Raw genomic sequence first — 18,433 nt, forward strand, 5'->3', positions numbered from 1 at the left:
CTTCTCAAAGCTCAAGCAGTTCCGCCGCGTTGCAACCCGCTTCGAAAAGACCGCTCGAAATTATCGCGCCGTCGTCACTCTCGCAGCCATCGTCCTTTGGATGCGATAAGTGTCCACACGACCTAGCCTGCTCCGCCCGCTGTTGCGTGCGCGGCGCTTTGCCGCATCGGCAAACAGATACACGGGGTCAGTTTGCGCTGCGTGTCCGTTAGGCAGGTCGCGCCCGGTTCTGCAGTTCTTTGACCTTGAGCCCGATCACATAATTCAACCCGTGCCCGGCCGGCGCGGTGGGAGGCCTCCCGCTCAGCTTATGGTTGGGTCATGGTGGTCCAGCCGGTGCTTTTGCAGGCTGTCGGACAAACAATGACGCAGCTGGAAGACAAAGGAGGACGCCCGCTGCTTTCTCGCGTCGCTCCTTCCGATCAGATGATCGCTCATGCTCCGATGCTCCGTTGGCATGCGCGAACGGCAGCCAGCAAGCCAAGGTGACGCTATCGAGCAACTTGCAGCTCTTTGCGTCAGCTTGGGGGGGTCCTCGCAGGTGACCTATCATTGACGACGCGGTATTTGCGAGCTCCTAAGACCATTCGATTGTGTTCGCGAAACTCCGGCTGCGGTACCGTCATCTCGTGCAATGTTGCGCGGATTATGCCACCCGCGTGGTGAAAGCTCACCCTTTTTTCGGTCGAGACACTTGCCGCTGGGATCGGGTTTCCAGGACTCTCGATGGAGCGTGCGGAAACCAGACTTTGGAACGGAACGATGAGCGCATGTCCAACAAAGAGTAATCAGCTCGCTCGGGTTCGACGGCAGGCTTTTCTGACAGAACGATGATGGTCCAGAACGCGGGTCGCTGAGGACGTCGCTTGTTGATTAAACCTCCTGAGTGCCGCACGTTTGGATCGCAAGTCGTGCGCGGTCTGTCAGCAACCGGCCGCACGATTTTCCGTCGTGTCTGCCTGGCCGCTGCGCTCTGTCGAGTACCGCCTGTTTGTGTCTACTCTTGCATCGTGACCCGCTTGGCACATGAATTGCTGAGAACCTCATCGGCTTGGCTGTTTATCTTCACGCCCCCAAGGCGGCCAAGCTGGCGAAGCATACTTAGCGCGGGTGGCTCCTCCAAACACCCGCGTCTTCTTTCCGAAGCGCGGTAAACCGGGGGATTTCGGCACCAGACTCTCTGAGAAGATCGACTCATGGCCCGTAAGAGCCATTAAAGAATGCATGAAAGAATGCATGCCGGTTTTGGGTGGTCGAAAAGACAAATCGAAGCTCGCCTGGTAGTTGCGGCGAATAAAACCTTGCTTCATGGGCCAGCCCCTCACGATCACTTCACCGAAGTGTGCCGCAAGGCACGGGCTCAAATTCATTTCGGCTCTCCAGGAAGCGCGTCGCTCTGCCAATTCCGAGAAGCGCGTCACGCCCGCCCAGCGTGTGAGCGCGCATCAGATGGCGTCGGCCAGCTTACTGCTTGCCTGGAGACCCGGAGCGGTCAATTTCATCGCGTTTCCCCTGCCCGGCGCGGCCCTTGGTGCGCGAGGCGTGTCTGTCAAAACGGCCCTAACCACTAGCTCATGCGGCTGAACGACAAAGCTACCGGATCGAGTAGTCGTCACCCTCGCCCGAGGCGCAAAAACTCGTCATTCCACACACTTCCACGAAGTACGCGTCACGGTTTAGCAAAGCGCCTCCAGAGGGCGATGGTCATGCCCGTGGACATTGCGCACAAAGCGAGGCTGTGGCTCTAGATTGACGATGGGCAGAGCAACTGCTTCGAGAATAGTTCGAGAGTAACGCGACATCAGTGAAGCGCATTGTAGATCTGCCTGCTCAAGGGCAATCGCAGTATCCGGCCGTTGGATGCCAATCAGCTCGCTGATTTACGAGTGGGATGGCGGCGCCGCGTCACGCCATCAGGGCAATGTTGCGTGGACGGCCACGATCCCAGACAAGTCAGCAGTGACCCCGACTACCTGCATCTCGACCGGATGAGCGGCCCGATGACTGGGCGCGGGAACTCTTCCACCGTCGCAGGCCAATGGGGATCAGCAGCACAGCTGAGGAATATCGGTCGAGTTCCATGCCTAGGCAAGCGCGGACGCCGCCGAGCACCGGCCACATTGCTCGGCATCCATAGTGCTCTTACATTGGCGTTTCAGCGCCCTCGACTACCTCGGCGCGCGTTTTGGGCTGCCGCCACAAGCGGCAACCTCCGCCCAACAATCGGCAGTCTCATAAATCCGCACACTCGCGCAATTGGGAATGCGATCAAAGAACCAACGGGCGATGATCTCGGCGGTTGGGTTCTCCAGTCCGTCGACATCGTTGATCAGTCGGTGATCGACGAGCTTCAGCAGCGGCTCCAGCTCGGCATCCATTTCAGCGAAATCCTTCACGAATCCTCTCGCGTCTACCTCTCCGCGCATCACCACTTCCATACGGTAGTTGTGGCCGTGTAGGTTCTTGCATTTATGGCCATCGGGGAGATTGGGAAGGCGATGAGCTGATTCAAAACTATAGGTGCGGCCAATGAGCGTGATCACTCCATCATCGTCGTTCATTCCGTAAGTCCCTCGCGCCAACGATTTGCTCCGCAGAAAAGGGCCTGCTAACTCTCGCCGGCCCTTCCTTATCAGATTGACGGAGCAATGCCAGGCCGAGCAAGGCCGAGAGAGCAGAGCCGAGACCCGGCAGTATCAGCGTGACCGCGTAACCTAATCTTGCCACGGCAAACCCACTCGCCGCGAAGCCCACCAACGCTGACGCCGACATTACCGAAGTCAGAAACGTGACATCTGTGCCCGCCTTGCCCGGCCGGGCGAGCCCGAGAAACCAGTTCGTGAACGTGACATGTTGAACAGCGAGTGCCGCGAACACGATGCCGACGCTCACGACGGCGCTTACGCGAACGCTGACGCAGCGATCAACCATCGCGAGTGTGCCGAAACTTATCGCCATGACTGCGCAGCCCCCGATCAAGCCTCGCTGCGGTGCCATTCGGCCGATGATGGCGCTGGTCAGCGGCGCTACCAGCGTGTACGTCAATACGTTCGAAAGCGCTCCGATCCATCCAATGTCTGCCGCGGCGAAGCCGAGATCAACGAGCCGTAACTGAACCGTCGCGAACGCCACAGCGATCCCGATAACCGCCGGCGCGATCAATGCGGCCGTCGTCCACAGGTCATGGTAGCGAAAGATCGCGGAGATCGAGAGGCGCTGCGTCGAGCTGCATCGGTCGCTGCGTTGGAGCGGTTCAGAAATAGCGAACACCCAACCAGCGAAAACGGCTAGCAGCATCGCCAAACCCAACAAAGCTGGACGCCAGCCGACCATCTCGATCAATTGGAGGCAGACGGCGCCGCCGATGACATGGCCGATGGCCCGGCCCCAACCAGCAGCGCTGCGCCGAGCGGCCGTTCGCTGGAATCGAGAGCTTCGGCTATATAGCCCAAAGTCGCGATCCGCTGCGTGGCGGCGATGGTCGCAAGTACCAGGGAGACAAGAAAAAGCGACACAAAATCGGTCTTCGGGTTCAAGAATGCCATTGCTGCCAGCACAATGGTACTGCCGAATTGGGTCAACAGGATCCACGAACGTCTCAGCCCGAGACGATTGAGGCTCCATCGATCCACCACCGGGGCCCAAAGGAAGTTAACGGTGAATGCAAAGAAAGCGGTGCCGTAGAGGCCGACTAGTTCGAGGCTGGCACCGTTGCCCCGAAGGATCACAGGAATGGCCGAATAGATGAACGCGATCGCCAGATACTGCTGACTAGCCAACGCAACCATCCCAATGAGTGGCACGTAACGATTTCCCATCTGCCTATTCCTCCCGAAATCGATTGCGCACGTGCCTTAAGAGAACGGTTTGAAAAGACAGCGGCTAGCCGTTATCAGTTCGGATCAGGCCATACTCGATGAATGCACACCGCGCCTGCCCTTCATCTTGTTGCGCCCAGTTGCCTTCCCAGTAGACGGCACTGTCGACGTCACATTGACAAGCAAGGCTCCCTGACGGACGCCAGTCGCAGCCATCGCCGATCCAGCGCGTCTCCAGCTCCTCAGGGAGGTCGACAGCGTCGTCGCTGGTTAGAAATCCACGGTCCGAGGAGAAGCTGCACTTGCCCGTGGCGTTATCCTCTCCTAGGGTCGCGCTTGCCGGCGGCAAGGCCAGCGCAGCAGCGACAACTGTTCCTGCCCGCATCATCACGTCTTCACCACGCGTTCGTGCAATCGGGTAATGGCGTCGAGCGCCGACAGGATCGCTCCCTCCTGCCATGGCAGCTGCGAGGCGTGCTCGCCTGCCAGCGCGATGCGGCCGTCGATCTGGCACAGATTGCGGTAGTGCTGTGCGCGGGCGGCCTCGGTCCACTGGCCGGCGCAGCCGAGCGTGAACGGCACGCGATGCCAGGCCACCGCGACGCCGTGCTCGAATTCGTTCCTGTATTGCGGATGGATTGCGGCACCGAACTCGACCGCGCTGGCGACCCGCTCGGCCGGTGTCATGGCGGTGAACTCGAACGAATTGGCGCCCCCATGCATGTAAGCGCCGAGCAGGATGCCGCGGCCGCCACTGTTGAAGCCAGTATTCGGATAGGCGATCTGCTGGATCGGCAGGTCGGTGTAACTGATACCGCCATAGATCGCCTCGTCCTCTTCCCAGAACCGGCGTTTGAACTGCAGCCCGATTTTCACCGAGGCGACGTAGGGCACGGAATCGATCGCATTTTTCATCGGCCGGCCGACATCGATCGGCAACTGGCTCAGGATCGACAGCGGGATGGTGCAGATGCACCAATCGGCGGTCGCCTGCTGCACCGCGGATGCACTGGCAGCGTCGACATAACTCACGGTGACGCCGGAGCCGTTCTGCTGGATCTGCGTCACCTTGGCGTTATAGCGGATGAGATCGCCGACCTCGCGCGCGAACGCCTTACCGATCATGTCCATGCCGCCGACCGGCTGGAACATGGTGGTCTGAAAATCATAGCGCGCATAGCTCTGCAAATAGCGCCACATCCGCGATCGCAACAGCTCCTGCAGCGAGACCGGATCGCTGGGCAACGGATCGCCCATCAAACCGCCGCCGGGATCGCGGGCATAACCGCGGAACTCGGCGGAGACGAGGTTGGCGTTGTACTTGTAGTCGCGATCCAGCGCGCCCCAGTCGCGCAGCGCCTGCAGCAGAATCTCCTGATCTTCCGTGGTGACGAAATCGTCGAGCCTGCCCTGCTGGCTGACCTTCGCCAGCAGCTCCGCCACGCCGCCCTGGAAATCGGCCTTGATGCTGCGAAAGCGCCGCGGCTTGCTGTCGAATGCGCGCGTCGCGTGCAGATAGGCATTGTGGTTGAGCTGGATGAAGGGTTCCAGCGTCACATTGAGCCGGCGGCAATAATCGAGCAGCGCGCGGTGATGATAGGGAATCCGCCACGGGCCGGGATTGAGATAGAGCCCCTGCTCGAACTGGCAGGTCTGCTTGAAGCCGCCGAGCTCGGTAAAGATGTCCCCGCCGCGGATCGACCAGTTGCGGCCGCCGGCGCGGCTGTTGAATTCGAGGATCTGGACTTTGTAGCCGACCTTGCGCAGTTCCAGCGCCGCCGTCATGCCGGCAAGCCCAGCGCCAAGAATCAGCACGGAAGCGCCCTTGACATCGCCCGCGAGCTTGAGCGGCCCCTTGTAGGCGGACTCGGATGCGAAGCCGAGGCTCGTCATCGCGTGATACATCGCCGGACTGCCGGCGATGGTGCCGATCAGCGCCAGCAGATCCCGCCGCCTGATCACAGATTCATTCTGCACCGGCGTTCACCCCTCCGGCTCGTGCGATCAGTTCCGAGAAAGTGCGCACGCTGCAGCGCAGACTGGTGGCGCTGCCGCGGTGCGCCTCCGAGATCGTCTTCGATTGTCCCATTCCCACATTGGTCGTGTACCGCGTCGATCGTCGTCGATAAAACAATAGCTATCTATCCGCAGTCCTGAGGTAGGCAGGCCGATCCGCGGTCGCTTCAAATGCAGGAGCTGGTCAGTACACCTGAGTTGATGAACCAACGTCCGGTCACCTCTAGCGACGATTAGCGAGCCGTCGATCAGAGCTCGACACGTCGAAGACGCGGACGTTTCGCTCCTCGAGGCGCTTGACGGACATGTAAAGCCGTTCGACGGAAAACGAAGCAGTTGATCACGCGGCACGAGCCCCTTGAGCGACTTCTTAAGCATTCGACTGAGTCTGTTGTGCACCAGCAAGAGCGATGCCAACATTTCACGACATCGAAAGGCGAAGAAGCGGACAAGCCCAGATGTGCGGCAGGCCAGACGATGACTGATGTCCTCAGAGGTGTTGCCGCTCTTTCATTGGCGATTTTCGAGCGCAATTTTCGGAGGTTTCTGGTTCTGGTCGCAGAACCAAGCCACTCCGCCGGCAATTGCGGACACAGCGAACCAGTGGAGCGCCGGGACTAACCGCGCTTGGCCATGGAGCGCAAATGCAGTTTTGAACGCCTGCAATCGGTTATTTCGACGTCGCTACTGCGCCGGTGGTATTGAACCCGACATTGTTCGATGTCAGACCGCACGGAGCTAATGACGCCGAAGACGCGCGATAATTAGCTCGATCTTGTCCATCATGTGCAACGATAGTCGCGTCGGCCGAACGCGGACCGTCGCAGTTGCCCTCTTGCATCGGACCGCTGAGGATTGCGGCATTGGCATGCCCGCCTTCTTGGACAGCCACGGCTTCGGTCGCGCCGGCGACGCCAGTCACGCAGCTTGTGTGCTTGAAGCCGTTTGTCATAGCCATTTTTCTTGATGACGACCGTCACGATCCAACCGTCTACCTTGCTGGGCTTTGGAACGCGCATCCGCCTGATGTCGTTTGTACCGGTGCCCCTGCAGCTCGGGAGCCATCAGACATAATGTCTGCTATCAACGATGAGGGACAGCTGTGGCATTCGTTGAGCCAAATGGCCTCCGCCGGACCTGGCGTGGCTCAGTTCAGCCCCGCTTGTGGCGACAATCCTATTCCCACAAAACTGTCAAGTCTGAGACTAGAGGGATGAATCTGCAGGAGCTCCCATGCCGAGCGGAGACTCGTCGACCGAGATGCTTTCGCGCATCGGGTCGCGCATAAGCTTGGAGGCCTCTGCGTGCCGAAGCTCATCTGGTTGTATGAGTTCACCCCGGCTTGAGCGGCTTTTCGAGTCCTTGCCAGCGATAGATCGCAAATGACAGGGCCCAACTGGCCAGGAAGATGCCGACCACGAGATAGCCGAAATTGGCCAAGCTCCCGTTGAGATCGTCCACTGCGCTCCAGAAGGTGCCTTCAAGCGCCAATTTGCTGGCGAGCAGGCCGAGTGCCTCGATGCCGCCGATCAGCAGCGCCACGACGACTGAGATGGCCGTAATGGTCAGATTGTACCAGATCTTGCGGATCGGATTGAGGAAAGCCCAGCCATAAGCGCCGACCATCAAGACGCTGTCGGTCGTATCGACGAGCATCATGCCGGCGGTGAAGAGAGCCGGAAATATCATTACCGTACTGAAGTTCAGCCCTCCCGAAGCCTGCCCGGCTGCGACGGTGAAAAGGCTGATTTCCGTCGCGGTATCGAATCCGAGGCCGAACAACAGACCGATCGCGAACATCTGCCAGCTCGCCGTCACCATGCGAAACAGCGGGCGCAAGAGCCGGGACAGCAAGCCACGACCGGACAGAAGCAGATCGAACTCATGCTCTCCGATGTGTTCGCCACGCCGCGCACGCTGAAAGCTCCGCCAGACATCCCGTAGGATCACAAGGTTGATGGCGGCAATCGTCAGCAAGAAGAAGGCCGATGCACCGGTGCCGATGATGCTGCCAACCGCCCGGAACTCCTGGAAACCGCTTTGCAGCGCGAGCGCCGCAGCTGCGATCGCGGCGACCGCCACTGCAACCGACAAGGAATGACCAAGGGCGAAGAAAAGTCCGACCGCGAGGGGGTGTCTGCCATCCTGCATCAGCTTGCGAACGACATTGTCGATGGTCGCGATATGATCGCCATCGACGGCGTGCCGAAGGCCGAGCACATAGGCCAGCAACGCTGTCGCCAGCAGCGTCGGCCGCTCTGACAGCGCCACGATGGCCCAAGTCCAGGCGAAGCAATTGATGGCCAACAAGAAGGCATAGAGCGAGATGATTCGACTACGCGAGGCAACCGATGCGTCGTCTATGGCAAGCTTTAGATATGCGAACATGATCTTGCCTCGGCAGCGCATCCAAGGATGAGTTCGACCATGAACGTCCCTCGCTTCATAAGTGCCGCGCGCGTCAAAGCCGGTTCGTTCAGGCTGAAGACGAACCGACGGATACAGCATCCGATGATCATGACCATTCGCAGCACGAAATGGACAATCGCGCTGGTCGCAACGGCAGTGGAGTTGAGTGGCATTTCCTACTTCTCAGGGCTGGTGCCCCCTCGCGATGCAGGTTTTGTGCCGCTCTGCTGGGCTAACGTGCTGAGCCGCTTCGTGCGGCTTCTATCCCGCCGTCAGCCGGCATCGCGCGACTCGTTGGCGAAGATCGTGAGACACAGTGGCTCAGGAAAAAGAGGCCGCTTTGCCTCTCAATCCCGGATTGCGGACGAGATCGAGGCGCCAGGACACTGCGGCTCCGCTGCACGAGAACCTGGCGCGGCGCTAGCCGCGCACGCAGAAAAAAGGTCGGTTGAGACACTCAGGCGACTGGAAGGCTGACTTCCTCTCTGTCCTTCGTCATGGCGTCATAGACTCTGACCTGGAGCATGGGACGGCGCTTCTTGAGCTCTTGCGCTCCTGCCCAGGCGCCGTCTCTTGTCGCGAATTCGGTTTTCAATTGACCGTCGACTTCGAGCACATAGCCGGAAGCGGGCAATCGACGAGTGGATGCAACCATCTTAATCCTTCAGCATCGACAAATCCGATCGATGCTCCAACTTAACCCGAGTCGCCTTTGCCAGACCAGTAGGCTGGTGAGCGGCATCCGCGACGACGAAGCGACAGGTTTATCGCTGCTCATCGCAGAGGAGTGCGCGCCATCACGGCGTCGACGACGACTTCCGCTGCTTGCTCTGGGGCCTGCTCCATCGTCCTGAGATGAATTTCCGGCCTCATCGGAGCTTCGTAGAACGCATCGATGCCTGTGAAGTTCTTGATCTCACCGGCTTTTGCCTTTGAGTAGAGACCCTTTGGATCCCGCCTTGCGCATTCCTCGATTGGCGTATCGACAAAGACTTCGATGAACTCGTCCTTGCCGATCAGGCTGCGAACCATGTCTCGTTCGGACCTGTAGGGGGAGATGAACGAGCAGATCACGATCAATCCGCTGTCCAGCATCAACTTGGCGACGTGTCCGACGCGCCGAATGTTCTCTACCCGCTCAGGCTTCGAGAAGCCTAGGTCCGCGTTCAATCCGTTTCGGAGGTCGTCACCATCCAGCAGCATGGCATGCCGCGACATTGCGAACAGCTTCTGATCAACCATGTTGGCGATCGTCGACTTCCCCGCGCCCGACAGACCGGTGAACCAGACGACGCAAGGCTTCTGATCCTTGAGCGCGGCGCGCTCACCCCTGCCCACCGAAAGCGTCTGCCAGGGAACATTGCTGGCCCGCCGCAGCGGAAACGCAATCATGCCGGCACCGACCGTGCGATTGGTGCAACGATCAATGACGATAAATGATCCGGTTTTCCGGTTGACGTCGTAAGGATCGAATGCAGCGGGCAGTGCAGTCGCAACATTGCAGAACGCGATCTCATTGAGAGAAAGCGTCTCGGCCGCCAGGTGCTCACATGTGTTGACATCGATCCGATGCCTGATTGCGGTAATGCCGCCGGCAACCGTCTGCGAGCCAATCCGCAGGATGTAATTTCGTCCGGGAGCGAGCGGCTCGTTGTCCATCCAGATTAGATAAGCGGCGAATTGGTCGGCGACGTTGGGTCGTTCGGCTGGCCGCGACAGAAGATCGCCACGGCCGATATCGATCTCGTCTTCCAGCGTAATGGTGACGGCATCGCCGGCTTCGGCGTCGGCAAGGTCGCCGTCATGGGTCACGATCCGCTTGATTCGGGTGGTCCGTCCGGATGCGGCGACAACGATCTCGTCGCCGGCCGAAATCCTGCCGGCAGCCACCGATCCGGCGTAGCCGCGAAAATCCGGGTCGGGCCGGTTCACCCATTGGACCGGAAAGCGGAAAGCCTGGCTTGCGGTGTCGGACTGGATATCGACGCTCTCCAAATGCTCCATCAGGCATGGACCATGATACCACTTGGTATGAGCCGACCGGTCAACGACGTTGTCGCCGTGGCGGGCAGAGATCGGGATCGGAACAATGGAGCTAAAGCCAAGGCCGCTGGCAAAGACCAGATAGCTGGCGACGATCCGATCGAAAGCAACCTTGCTGTATGCGACAAGGTCGATCTTGTTCACTGCCAGCACAACATGGCGAATGCCAAGCAGCGAACAGATAAAGGAGTGGCGGCGGGTCTGAACCAACACACCCTTGCGGGCATCGATCAGGATGATTGCGAGCTGCGCATTCGAGGCACCGGTTGCCATGTTGCGGGTGTACTGCTCGTGACCGGGAGTGTCAGCCACCATGAAAGAGCGCCGCGGCGTCGTGAAGAAGCGGTAGGCGACGTCGATCGTGATGCCCTGCTCCCGTTCGGCCTCGAGCCCATCCACGAGCAGCGCGAAGTCGATGTCAGCGCAGCCGTGCCTGATGCTGTCGCGTTTCACTGCCGCAAGCTGGTCTTGGTAGATCATCTTGCTGTCGTGCAGCAACCGGCCGATCAGGGTCGATTTTCCATCGTCCACCGAGCCGCACGTTATGAATCGCAGCTGGTCCCTTGCACTAGGGTGGACAGGTTTCGATATTGCTATGGAAGTCATCAGAAGTAACCTTCCCGCTTCTTCTTCTCCATAGAAGCGGCTTCATCGGTATCAATCAGGCGTCCCTGACGCTCCGACACCGACGCAGTCTTCATTTCTGCGACGACGTCTTCGATCGTCGTCGCATCGGATTCAATGGCCCCGCTCAAGGGATAACATCCCAGCGTGCGAAAGCGGATCATGCGCGTTTGCGGCGTCTCATCGCAGTTGAGCGGCAATCGCCTGTCGTCGACCATGATCGTCGCGCCGTTTCGGCGCACCGTCGGTCTTTGCTTTGCGAAGTAGAGCGGGACGACCGGGATTTTTTCGAGCATGATATATTCCCATACGTCGAGCTCGGTCCAGTTTGACATCGCAAACACGCGCATGCTTTCGCCCTGGCGTATCCGCGTGTTGAACAGGCTCCAGAGCTCCGGCCGCTGGTTGCGGGGGTCCCATACGTGTCCGGCCGAACGGAAGGACAGTATCCGTTCCTTGGCGCGGCTCTTTTCCTCGTCACGCCTGGCTCCGCCAAGCGCGGCATCAAATCCGTAAAGCTCGAGCGCCTGCTTCAGGGCGTCGGTCTTCATCACCTGGGTATGAAGCGCCGAGCCGGAGTCGATCGGATTGATGCCGCGCGCAATACCCTCCTCATTCACATGGACGATCAGCTCGACGCCGAGCCGCTTGGCCGTCGCGTCCCGGAAGCTGATCATCTCGCGGAACTTCCAGGTCGTGTCGACGTGAAGCAGGGGGAAAGGCAATTTTGCCGGATAGAACGCCTTGATTGCGATGTGCAGCAAAACGCTCGAGTCTTTTCCGATCGAGTAAAGCATTACCGGCCTTTTGAACTCGGCGGCCACCTCACGCATGATTTCGATCGATTCGGCTTCAAGACGGCGCAGATGTTTTGGCAGCATATGTGTTCTTTTCGACAGGATCTCGGTTCTGCAGCCCCGGCCCAGAGGAGGAATGTCGGGTGCGAGCTCGCCGGTGCGCGTCGCTATCCAAGCGATCAAATGCCGGTTGCGCAGCGGACTGACTGACACTCTCGGGGCATGTCGCATTCCACCGTGGTGCCGCCGGCGCCTGCCTCACACGTTATTGGCGCAGATCAACTCGTTGAGTGGTAGGAAGTCTGGCTAAATCAGCCAGCGTGTTTTGATCGCAAGCATCCATCACCCTAAGCCATATTGACGATCTGCTCAAGCCGCGCGACCTCGCCTCGCAAAATCTCAATAGCTGCGTCGCGAGTCCGAATAGCATCGAGCCCTGCAGCTCGATCAGCTTCTGACGCCAACAGTGCCTGTTGCAGCTGCGCTTTCATTGGATCGGCCAGCAGCAAATTTTCGGCAAAGCTGGGGGCGGACAGATCTTGCGCCTGCACCACGGCCATGTCGCACGTGGCACGAAAGTTTTCTGGAAGCTGCCGAGCAGTGTGGACTTGCTCGGATTGAGATGGCCCGGACGATGCTGCCGCCTTGCCAGCTCGCAAATCCCACCAGGTTCGGAATATCTGTCGATAGAGTTCAGTTAGATGTGGTCCCCTATCGACAACTCCGGCTTGCTGTGCAAGCAGCAGTTCCCCCTCATAGCCGAGTTCTGTCAAAAGCTTGGTGCCGACCAGATCGGTCACAGTTTGCATCTCTTCGACGCTTAGTTGGGATTGCCATGTCTTGATAGAGCTTTGATCGATCGCGTTTCGTTCCAGGATCTTTCGATCTCCGAAGCTGCTGGATCGAAGATAATCTACTTGTCCCATGCTCGCATATGCGGCGGCCGCCGGATCACAGCCGAGCCCCAATAGCAGGCGCCGAATCTCTTGGTCCGGATGCGCCACCAGGAGTTCATATCGCACCAGCTGTGTCTGCGCGCGCGTTCGGTGCGCTGCCAGCCTGGGAAAGCCCAGAACCAAATCGGCGAGTGAAGATATGATGCCATCGGGCAGCCGGAGCATGAGATCGGCGAGGCTGGAGACGCTGACCGAATAGGAGCTCTCGGCCCGAAGCGGGATGCCCCACGTGGATTTCAGTGAAGCCGCGATGGCATAAGGATTGCGCAGCAAAAGGATGTGTGACGCTTCTGGATAGACACGTTCAAGGAATTCGAGCGCCGTCCAATAGCGTGGCGTTTTGTCTATGATGATCCGCTTGCCCGCTGCTGTCAGGTACTGACCGTATGCTGCATCGGCAAAAGCCCGGATGGCAATCGTCCGATCGATGCGCTCCAGGAATTCGGAGGTTGCGACCTCAATCAACGAGGGTCCTGCCGGGTGGCGTTGATCCACCCTTCCAAAAGCTTCAAGTGCCAACATCAACCAGGGTTCAGGCGGAGCCAGGACGTCTGGATGGCATTGGAGCAGGTGCGCCAGGAGTGTCGTCCCGGCTCGTGGAAGTCCGAGGAGAAAGCAGACCGCAGGCGAACGGCCAGAAGCACAACTCATAATTCAGGTCCCTTTTGAAGAGCGAGCCGCGTTCGATTGAGCGAAATAAGTCCGGCTGTAGCCTCAGTTGAGGCGTCCGCTCGCATACCAAGCGTTACTGCCACGAGGATTTCGCCTGCCACTCATGATTTGAGAGCCGTTAAGTTCAATCGGTTGGGCGGGGATCGCAGAAGCGTCTGACAGCTGTGATCGCCGCCGATTGCTCGACAGTTAAGGCGAAGTCAAGGACCAGCGCAACTGCACGAAGATTTGCTGCGCATATGAGAAAGATGGAATGAACTATACGGAAGTTTGCCGGGCAACGACCGCGGGGCATGGGGCGATATCAGATACAGTCGACGCGATTCTGCTTGCCAGCCCATTGAAGACGTAAATGCAACATGCACTTGCCTGGTGCTCGGCGTACACCGGAGAAGTTCGACAGATAGAGCGGACAGGCCGGCGAGCGGGACAAAGAACGAGGGCATCTCAAATGGCAGGACGGATCGGATCTTTTCAGCGCGCGATATCGGTCCCGGCGCAACTGCCTGCCGCTGCTCGGCCAACACAATGAGCGTTTTGCACGTCTACCAACCTGCCCGTCGCAAGTCCCACATCTGTCCGAACTGTACCAACTATCTGACTTGCTTGTTCTTGCGGCGTTGTCCCGATTTCTAATCCGCGCTAATGGAAGTCTGTAAAGGATGGAACCCTGGCCCACGATGCCGCCGGATTTACCTAGTCCAGCAACCGCGCCTTATCGTACCTCCACTGACGGACAGGAGATATTCCGGCCGTTCATGTGGGAGATCAGATCGATCAGTGCCTGCCTCGAAGAACTCGCCAAATTTCGTGCCGATGTGCTTGGCATCACTGGGCCACAGTGGATGATCCTGATGGCAGTGGACTATCTGGGCAGAGAAAAAGGTGTGTCCGTCAACCTGGTGTCACGCTTGATGCACGTCGATCCTTCCTTCGTCACGACCCACTCAAAAATCTTGGAGAAAAAGGGATTCTTGCGGCGCAAGCCATCCACAGCCGATGCGCGAGTAGTTCAGATGTCGCTGACCGCCAAAACGCGCAAGCATCGCGCAAGGTTGACGCCTCGAGAGGAGGCGCTGGACGTGCAGGCTTTTGACGAATTCGGCCCTGACGGATCAAGCGAGTTCATTGCCGGGCTGGCCGCAGTGAGGCACCGCTTGGAGAAGGCCCGCTCTGGCATCCGGAAGACCAAAACGAGCAATCGTCAGAAATGAAGCTGGCTAACCATCCGACTCTCCCGCCCTTCGAATATTTCGTGAGGCGGCGCGGTCGAAGGTGGTTATGGTCCCTTCACACCGCCGAAGGCGTGCAGGTGATGATGGGTTCAGCACGCAATCGCTCCACCGCCGTCTATCAAGCCAACAGAGCGCTTTTTCAGTTGCTGCTGAGCGCGCCTTATCGCTTGGCAGCTCAAGTTCATCAACAAGGTCCGCGGCCACCGCTTACGCCAAAGCTTTAGCCTAGCATAAGCTTCGACAGCGGCGGCGCAGGTGTCAAGACTTGCAGCGATGCGGCTTGCTAGCTAGGCCAGACGCCATTGTCGGGCCCGACAGCTTCGCTGTCCATATCGCGGGAGCGCTCGGCGTCCCCGTGCGTGGTTTTCCTGCCGCGCGGTTGGCGCGGATTTTCCGCCTAGACGTACCACGCCTCGCTGCACCTGCTCGGTTCCGGTCCTTGAGCGCAGCTTAACCCTGTCCATTTTTTTGGGGGAAGATCACCGTGTCCTATGCTCAACGAGAAGCGAGTAGAAGAGCGCGGTAAGACGGAAGGAATCGGCGGCTCAATATCGGAAAAGTCCCACCTTTTCTTGTCCTTTGCAGACACGACGAAATTTGCCCCCCGCCCGGCACACGCTGGAGCCTGAGCAACTTAGTTGCTTGATCCGAGACCCCGCGCCGCACAGTTCCCCTATTCATTGGAGGATACCGGAGTCCTACGGATAGCGACGGCATGCGCCCCCCTTCATATTCTATGCAAGCCAGGATTTTGCATTTTCCTTCCTGGGGCTAGAGCCAACGCCGCCCGCATGCATTTTGAGCGGGCGGCGTTGTGCTTTCTACAAACAAACGTCGCAGTTCACCGATCCATATCAATAACAGCGCGTTGCTGCGGTGGCTACAAATGACGCGGGCGCTGCCTTGGAGAAACCGCCCAAGCGCAAGTCTGGGCTGAGCAGATTTGGCCATCTCATGGGGTCGCGAGTGTGAATGTTTGAGAAGCCAACCCCGCACGTTTCTCAGCAACTCGCGTACCAAACGGGCACGACGAAAAGAGAGAGGGAAGAACAGGACCCGCGCGGTTGACTAGTCGCGCCCTCGGAAAAGCGTGCGAGCGGCTGCTGACGACCGCCCGCACGAGTTGCGGTATGAAGAGAAGAAGCAAGAAGCCGTACTTTTAAAGCAGCAGACGAGCCAAAGCCGCGCTGGCGCTGGGATTGTCAGAACTTTTGTGCCAGGGGTTTCTGTGAAGGGTGAATTTGTCTCCCGGCATCAAGAACAAGGCATCAGCGGCATGGTGGATGAGTTTGCTTGGCCGCACCGAGCGTTCAAGTCCCGAAGCCGCGGAGCGGCGCGCCGCAGGCGAGGAACTTGACGGCGAAGGGGCGTGCCGAGCCATCATGACCGTTGCCGTGATGCCGTTCGTCATCGCGTCATTCCCGGAAAGCGCTCGCCGAACCGGATGGCAAACTGGCCCATCGCGGAGGTCCATTCGACCGGGCGTCGCCAGCGCAGGCCGGCATTCTTGATTGCGAGATAGAGCAGCTTCGGCGCCGCGTCATCGTTTGGAGCGCGTTTTGATGATCTTGCGCAACGAGCGATGCAGCGCCTCCACAGCGTTGGTGGTGTAGATCATCTTGCGGGTGCCCGGTGCGAAGGCGAAGAATGGCACGACGTAATCCCAGGCGCTCCGCTAGGCCGCTCCGATCGCTGGATAGCGCTTGCCCCACTCCGCCTCGAACTCCTCGAGGCGGACAAGCGCAATATCGGCGTGCTCGGCCCGGTAGATCGCCTTGATCGCGGGCAGGATCGCCTTGCGGTCCTTCCGGGACACGAAGGCCATTTTGCCACTCCCGCACCTCATCGAGGACGGCATCGGTGACCCGGCTGATGAGATCGGGTGAGACCTCGGCCCCGCAGAGCTCGGCCAGGTGGCCCTGGATCTCGCGCACCGTCATGCCGCGGGCATATAGGCCCAGAATCTTGTCGTCGAAGCCATCGAACCGCGTCCTGGCCCTTGGCGACGAACTGCGGTTCGAAACTGCCGGCGCGGTCGCTCGGTATGGCAATCTCGATCTCGCCGTCCTCGGTCAGGATCGTCTTGCTGCTGGTGCCATTGCGGCTGTTGCCCGTCCCTCGACCGCCCGGATCGCCCTTCTCATAGCCGAGATGTTCGCTCAACTCGGCGGCGAGCGCGCGCTCGATCAACGCCTTCTTCAGCTGCTTGAACAGCCCGTTGTCTCCGGTCAGGTCCTCGGGCTTCTCATAGTTAGCAAGCAGTTGATCAAGCAGTTCAGGTGTTATCGTCGTCATGTGAGTCTCCTCGGTAGGGTAAACTCACAGAAACCTGCTTACACATTCCTTATGACACCCTCCTTCGCTGCCGCCGGCTGCGTCGCATCCAGGTGGGCACATTTCAGCTTGAGGACATCAGCAGGCGTGGCCTGAACCTGTTCAGGCTTCCGCGGCGCGAGGCGTGGTCAAGTCTGCCGGTGTAACCTGATCTTCTTGCCGCCCTTCTGCGCTGGGTGGATCCGACGACCTGCCAAATAGTCAAGCTCCTTCATCGACGACAATTGCCGCAAACGATCAACTACCAATACTCGCAATTGACTGCTGATGGAGGCATGACCACCATCATCGGCCGATGAGCACGAAAAGGATATGGCTACAACACACTTGGTATGTTTCCTTCAACCAGTCGAAGGGGCCAAATCGATACCCCATTCGAGAAACCAGAACCTTTCCAAGCGAGGCTGACGCGAAGCGATTCGCGGACGAACTGCTGAACAGTCCATCCGCGAATTCGACTACCATGCTGGCTGGCACGATAAACCCACATTATCCAAGGCGCGTAATTGGATCGAGCGACATAATACTTTGGATACGTGGCCGCAACTGACATAATTGACAACCGCGCACGAAAACGGTGTGTTCGCGTCATTAAGTCGATAGCAATCAGAAAATTGTCTCGGGCGCTTCAGAACGGCGTCTGCTCGGCCGTTAACGACGGGACGAACGATTTCCGATGCCTCCAATCTTTGGCGCCTCGAATACTTCGTACCGCGCCGGAACCGAGCACGGCGGAAGCGCGCGGATAGGCTTCGACTAGAGTTCGCCGACCCGGCACCCCCAAGGAATTAAGCGCGGATCTGATCAGCAGCATCTCCGCGATCGTCGCATTTACCGGAGAAGCGCGCCACGCTCGATATCCTCATAAAGCCGCCAGCTCCACTGCAGCTTTGCACACGTCATGATCGGGTCTTGAGTTGATTTCTGGCTCTCGGCAGCCCAACGCCTCGCCCTAGGCATTTTGCCCGTGTCGAAGCTTCTTTTCTAGGTACAACTGGAGGCCGTCCGGGAATTGGCAGCACAACGGTTCATCGTTCGTCAGGGCACCAAAGGTTGGATGGTTTACGATCGAGAACGCAAGGGGCCGGCTCTTTTAAGAAACGGCGACTGGGCCGAGAAACTGTCGAGGGAAGAGGCCGAACGAATAAAGGGTCAGTTGGCGAACCAGGTCTCCTGACCGGCCGCTACCATCACTGAACGCCTCTGCCCTCAATTCAGGACTCACCTCAAAATTGTCCTCCATTCTAAGTCGCTTCTTGCGCAAGCTGGTCGGTTCTACATCGCTTCCAGGATGTCACGGGCACCGAACAACGCATACGCAGACATCCACTCCCGTAATATCGGACGATGCTGTGGGCCTACGTGCCGATCCGCACAAAGCTCTGCGCGGGGAGAGTTCGGGGGGGATGTCCCGGGTTCTGTTGAATTTCTGAAGAGGTCGGCGTTGCCCACCTTGAGCCGGTAGGCTCGGGGTGCTGATTCCATAAAGGAGAGCAACGCCATGACGAGAGATATCACACCGGCTGGTT

The 18,433-nt window shown here is 58.9% G+C and carries 12 protein-coding genes and 2 pseudogenes; 2 read left to right on the forward strand and 12 right to left on the reverse strand.

What is annotated here, in order from left to right:
- A pseudogene (locus tag AC066Y_RS41350) lies at positions 1 to 109 on the forward strand (IS5/IS1182 family transposase); the annotation flags it as partial.
- Positions 110 to 1,043: 934 nt separating this feature from the next.
- Here the strand turns inward: AC066Y_RS41350 and AC066Y_RS41355 are convergent.
- From AC066Y_RS41355 to noeE, 11 genes are all read right to left on the reverse strand, one after another.
- The gene (locus tag AC066Y_RS41355; protein WP_478278862.1) at positions 1,044 to 1,370 is read right to left on the reverse strand and encodes a hypothetical protein; all 327 of its coding nucleotides are present in this window, start codon (positions 1,368 to 1,370) and stop codon (positions 1,044 to 1,046) included.
- Between the two features lie 798 nt (positions 1,371 to 2,168).
- Positions 2,169 to 2,561, reverse strand: coding sequence for a 6-carboxytetrahydropterin synthase QueD (queD, locus tag AC066Y_RS41360; protein ID WP_456724666.1), 393 nt, complete (start codon positions 2,559 to 2,561; stop codon positions 2,169 to 2,171).
- On the reverse strand, positions 2,548 to 3,342 hold the full coding sequence (locus tag AC066Y_RS41365; protein WP_478278863.1) for an MFS transporter: 795 nt from the start codon (positions 3,340 to 3,342) through the stop codon (positions 2,548 to 2,550). Before AC066Y_RS41365 ends, queD begins: the two co-directional genes overlap by 14 nt.
- Entirely contained in the window at positions 3,339 to 3,818 is a 480-nt protein-coding gene (locus AC066Y_RS41370) for a hypothetical protein (protein WP_478278864.1), read from the reverse strand. Before AC066Y_RS41370 ends, AC066Y_RS41365 begins: the two co-directional genes overlap by 4 nt.
- Positions 3,819 to 3,882: 64 nt before the next feature.
- Positions 3,883 to 4,206 carry a hypothetical protein gene (locus tag AC066Y_RS41375; protein WP_478278865.1) on the reverse strand — a complete coding sequence of 108 codons (324 nt, stop codon included), beginning with the start codon at positions 4,204 to 4,206 and terminating at the stop codon, positions 3,883 to 3,885.
- The gene (locus AC066Y_RS41380; RefSeq protein WP_478278866.1) at positions 4,206 to 5,795 is read right to left on the reverse strand and encodes a flavin monoamine oxidase family protein; all 1,590 of its coding nucleotides are present in this window, start codon (positions 5,793 to 5,795) and stop codon (positions 4,206 to 4,208) included. The genes AC066Y_RS41375 and AC066Y_RS41380 overlap by 1 nt, the downstream gene beginning before the upstream one ends.
- 1,371 nt (positions 5,796 to 7,166) lie before the next feature.
- Positions 7,167 to 8,222: a HoxN/HupN/NixA family nickel/cobalt transporter gene (locus AC066Y_RS41385; RefSeq protein ID WP_478278870.1), complete on the reverse strand. Its 1,056-nt coding sequence runs from the start codon at positions 8,220 to 8,222 to the stop codon at positions 7,167 to 7,169.
- 478 nt (positions 8,223 to 8,700) lie between these two features.
- Entirely contained in the window at positions 8,701 to 8,898 is a 198-nt protein-coding gene (locus AC066Y_RS41390; RefSeq protein WP_076829230.1) for a hypothetical protein, read from the reverse strand.
- Positions 8,899 to 9,017: 119 nt separating this feature from the next.
- Entirely contained in the window at positions 9,018 to 10,892 is a 1,875-nt protein-coding gene (gene cysN / locus AC066Y_RS41395) for a sulfate adenylyltransferase subunit CysN (protein ID WP_478278867.1), read from the reverse strand.
- Positions 10,892 to 11,791, reverse strand: coding sequence for a sulfate adenylyltransferase subunit CysD (gene cysD, locus AC066Y_RS41400; RefSeq protein ID WP_478278871.1), 900 nt, complete (start codon positions 11,789 to 11,791; stop codon positions 10,892 to 10,894). The genes cysN and cysD overlap by 1 nt, the downstream gene beginning before the upstream one ends.
- Positions 11,792 to 12,054: 263 nt before the next feature.
- Positions 12,055 to 13,314 (reverse strand): nodulation protein NoeE, encoded by a 1,260-nt coding sequence (noeE, locus tag AC066Y_RS41405; protein WP_478278868.1) that lies wholly within the window; start codon positions 13,312 to 13,314, stop codon positions 12,055 to 12,057.
- Between the two features lie 779 nt (positions 13,315 to 14,093).
- Here noeE and AC066Y_RS41410 point away from each other — a divergent pair.
- A complete protein-coding gene (locus tag AC066Y_RS41410) occupies positions 14,094 to 14,549 on the forward strand; it encodes a MarR family winged helix-turn-helix transcriptional regulator (RefSeq protein WP_478278869.1) in 456 nt (151 codons plus the stop codon).
- A 1,428-nt stretch (positions 14,550 to 15,977) separates the two neighbouring features.
- Here AC066Y_RS41410 and AC066Y_RS41415 read toward each other — a convergent pair.
- A pseudogene (locus AC066Y_RS41415) lies at positions 15,978 to 16,865 on the reverse strand (transposase).
- Positions 16,866 to 18,433: the final 1,568 nt, after the last annotated feature.

Source organism: Bradyrhizobium sp. USDA3010, assembly GCF_056429065.1.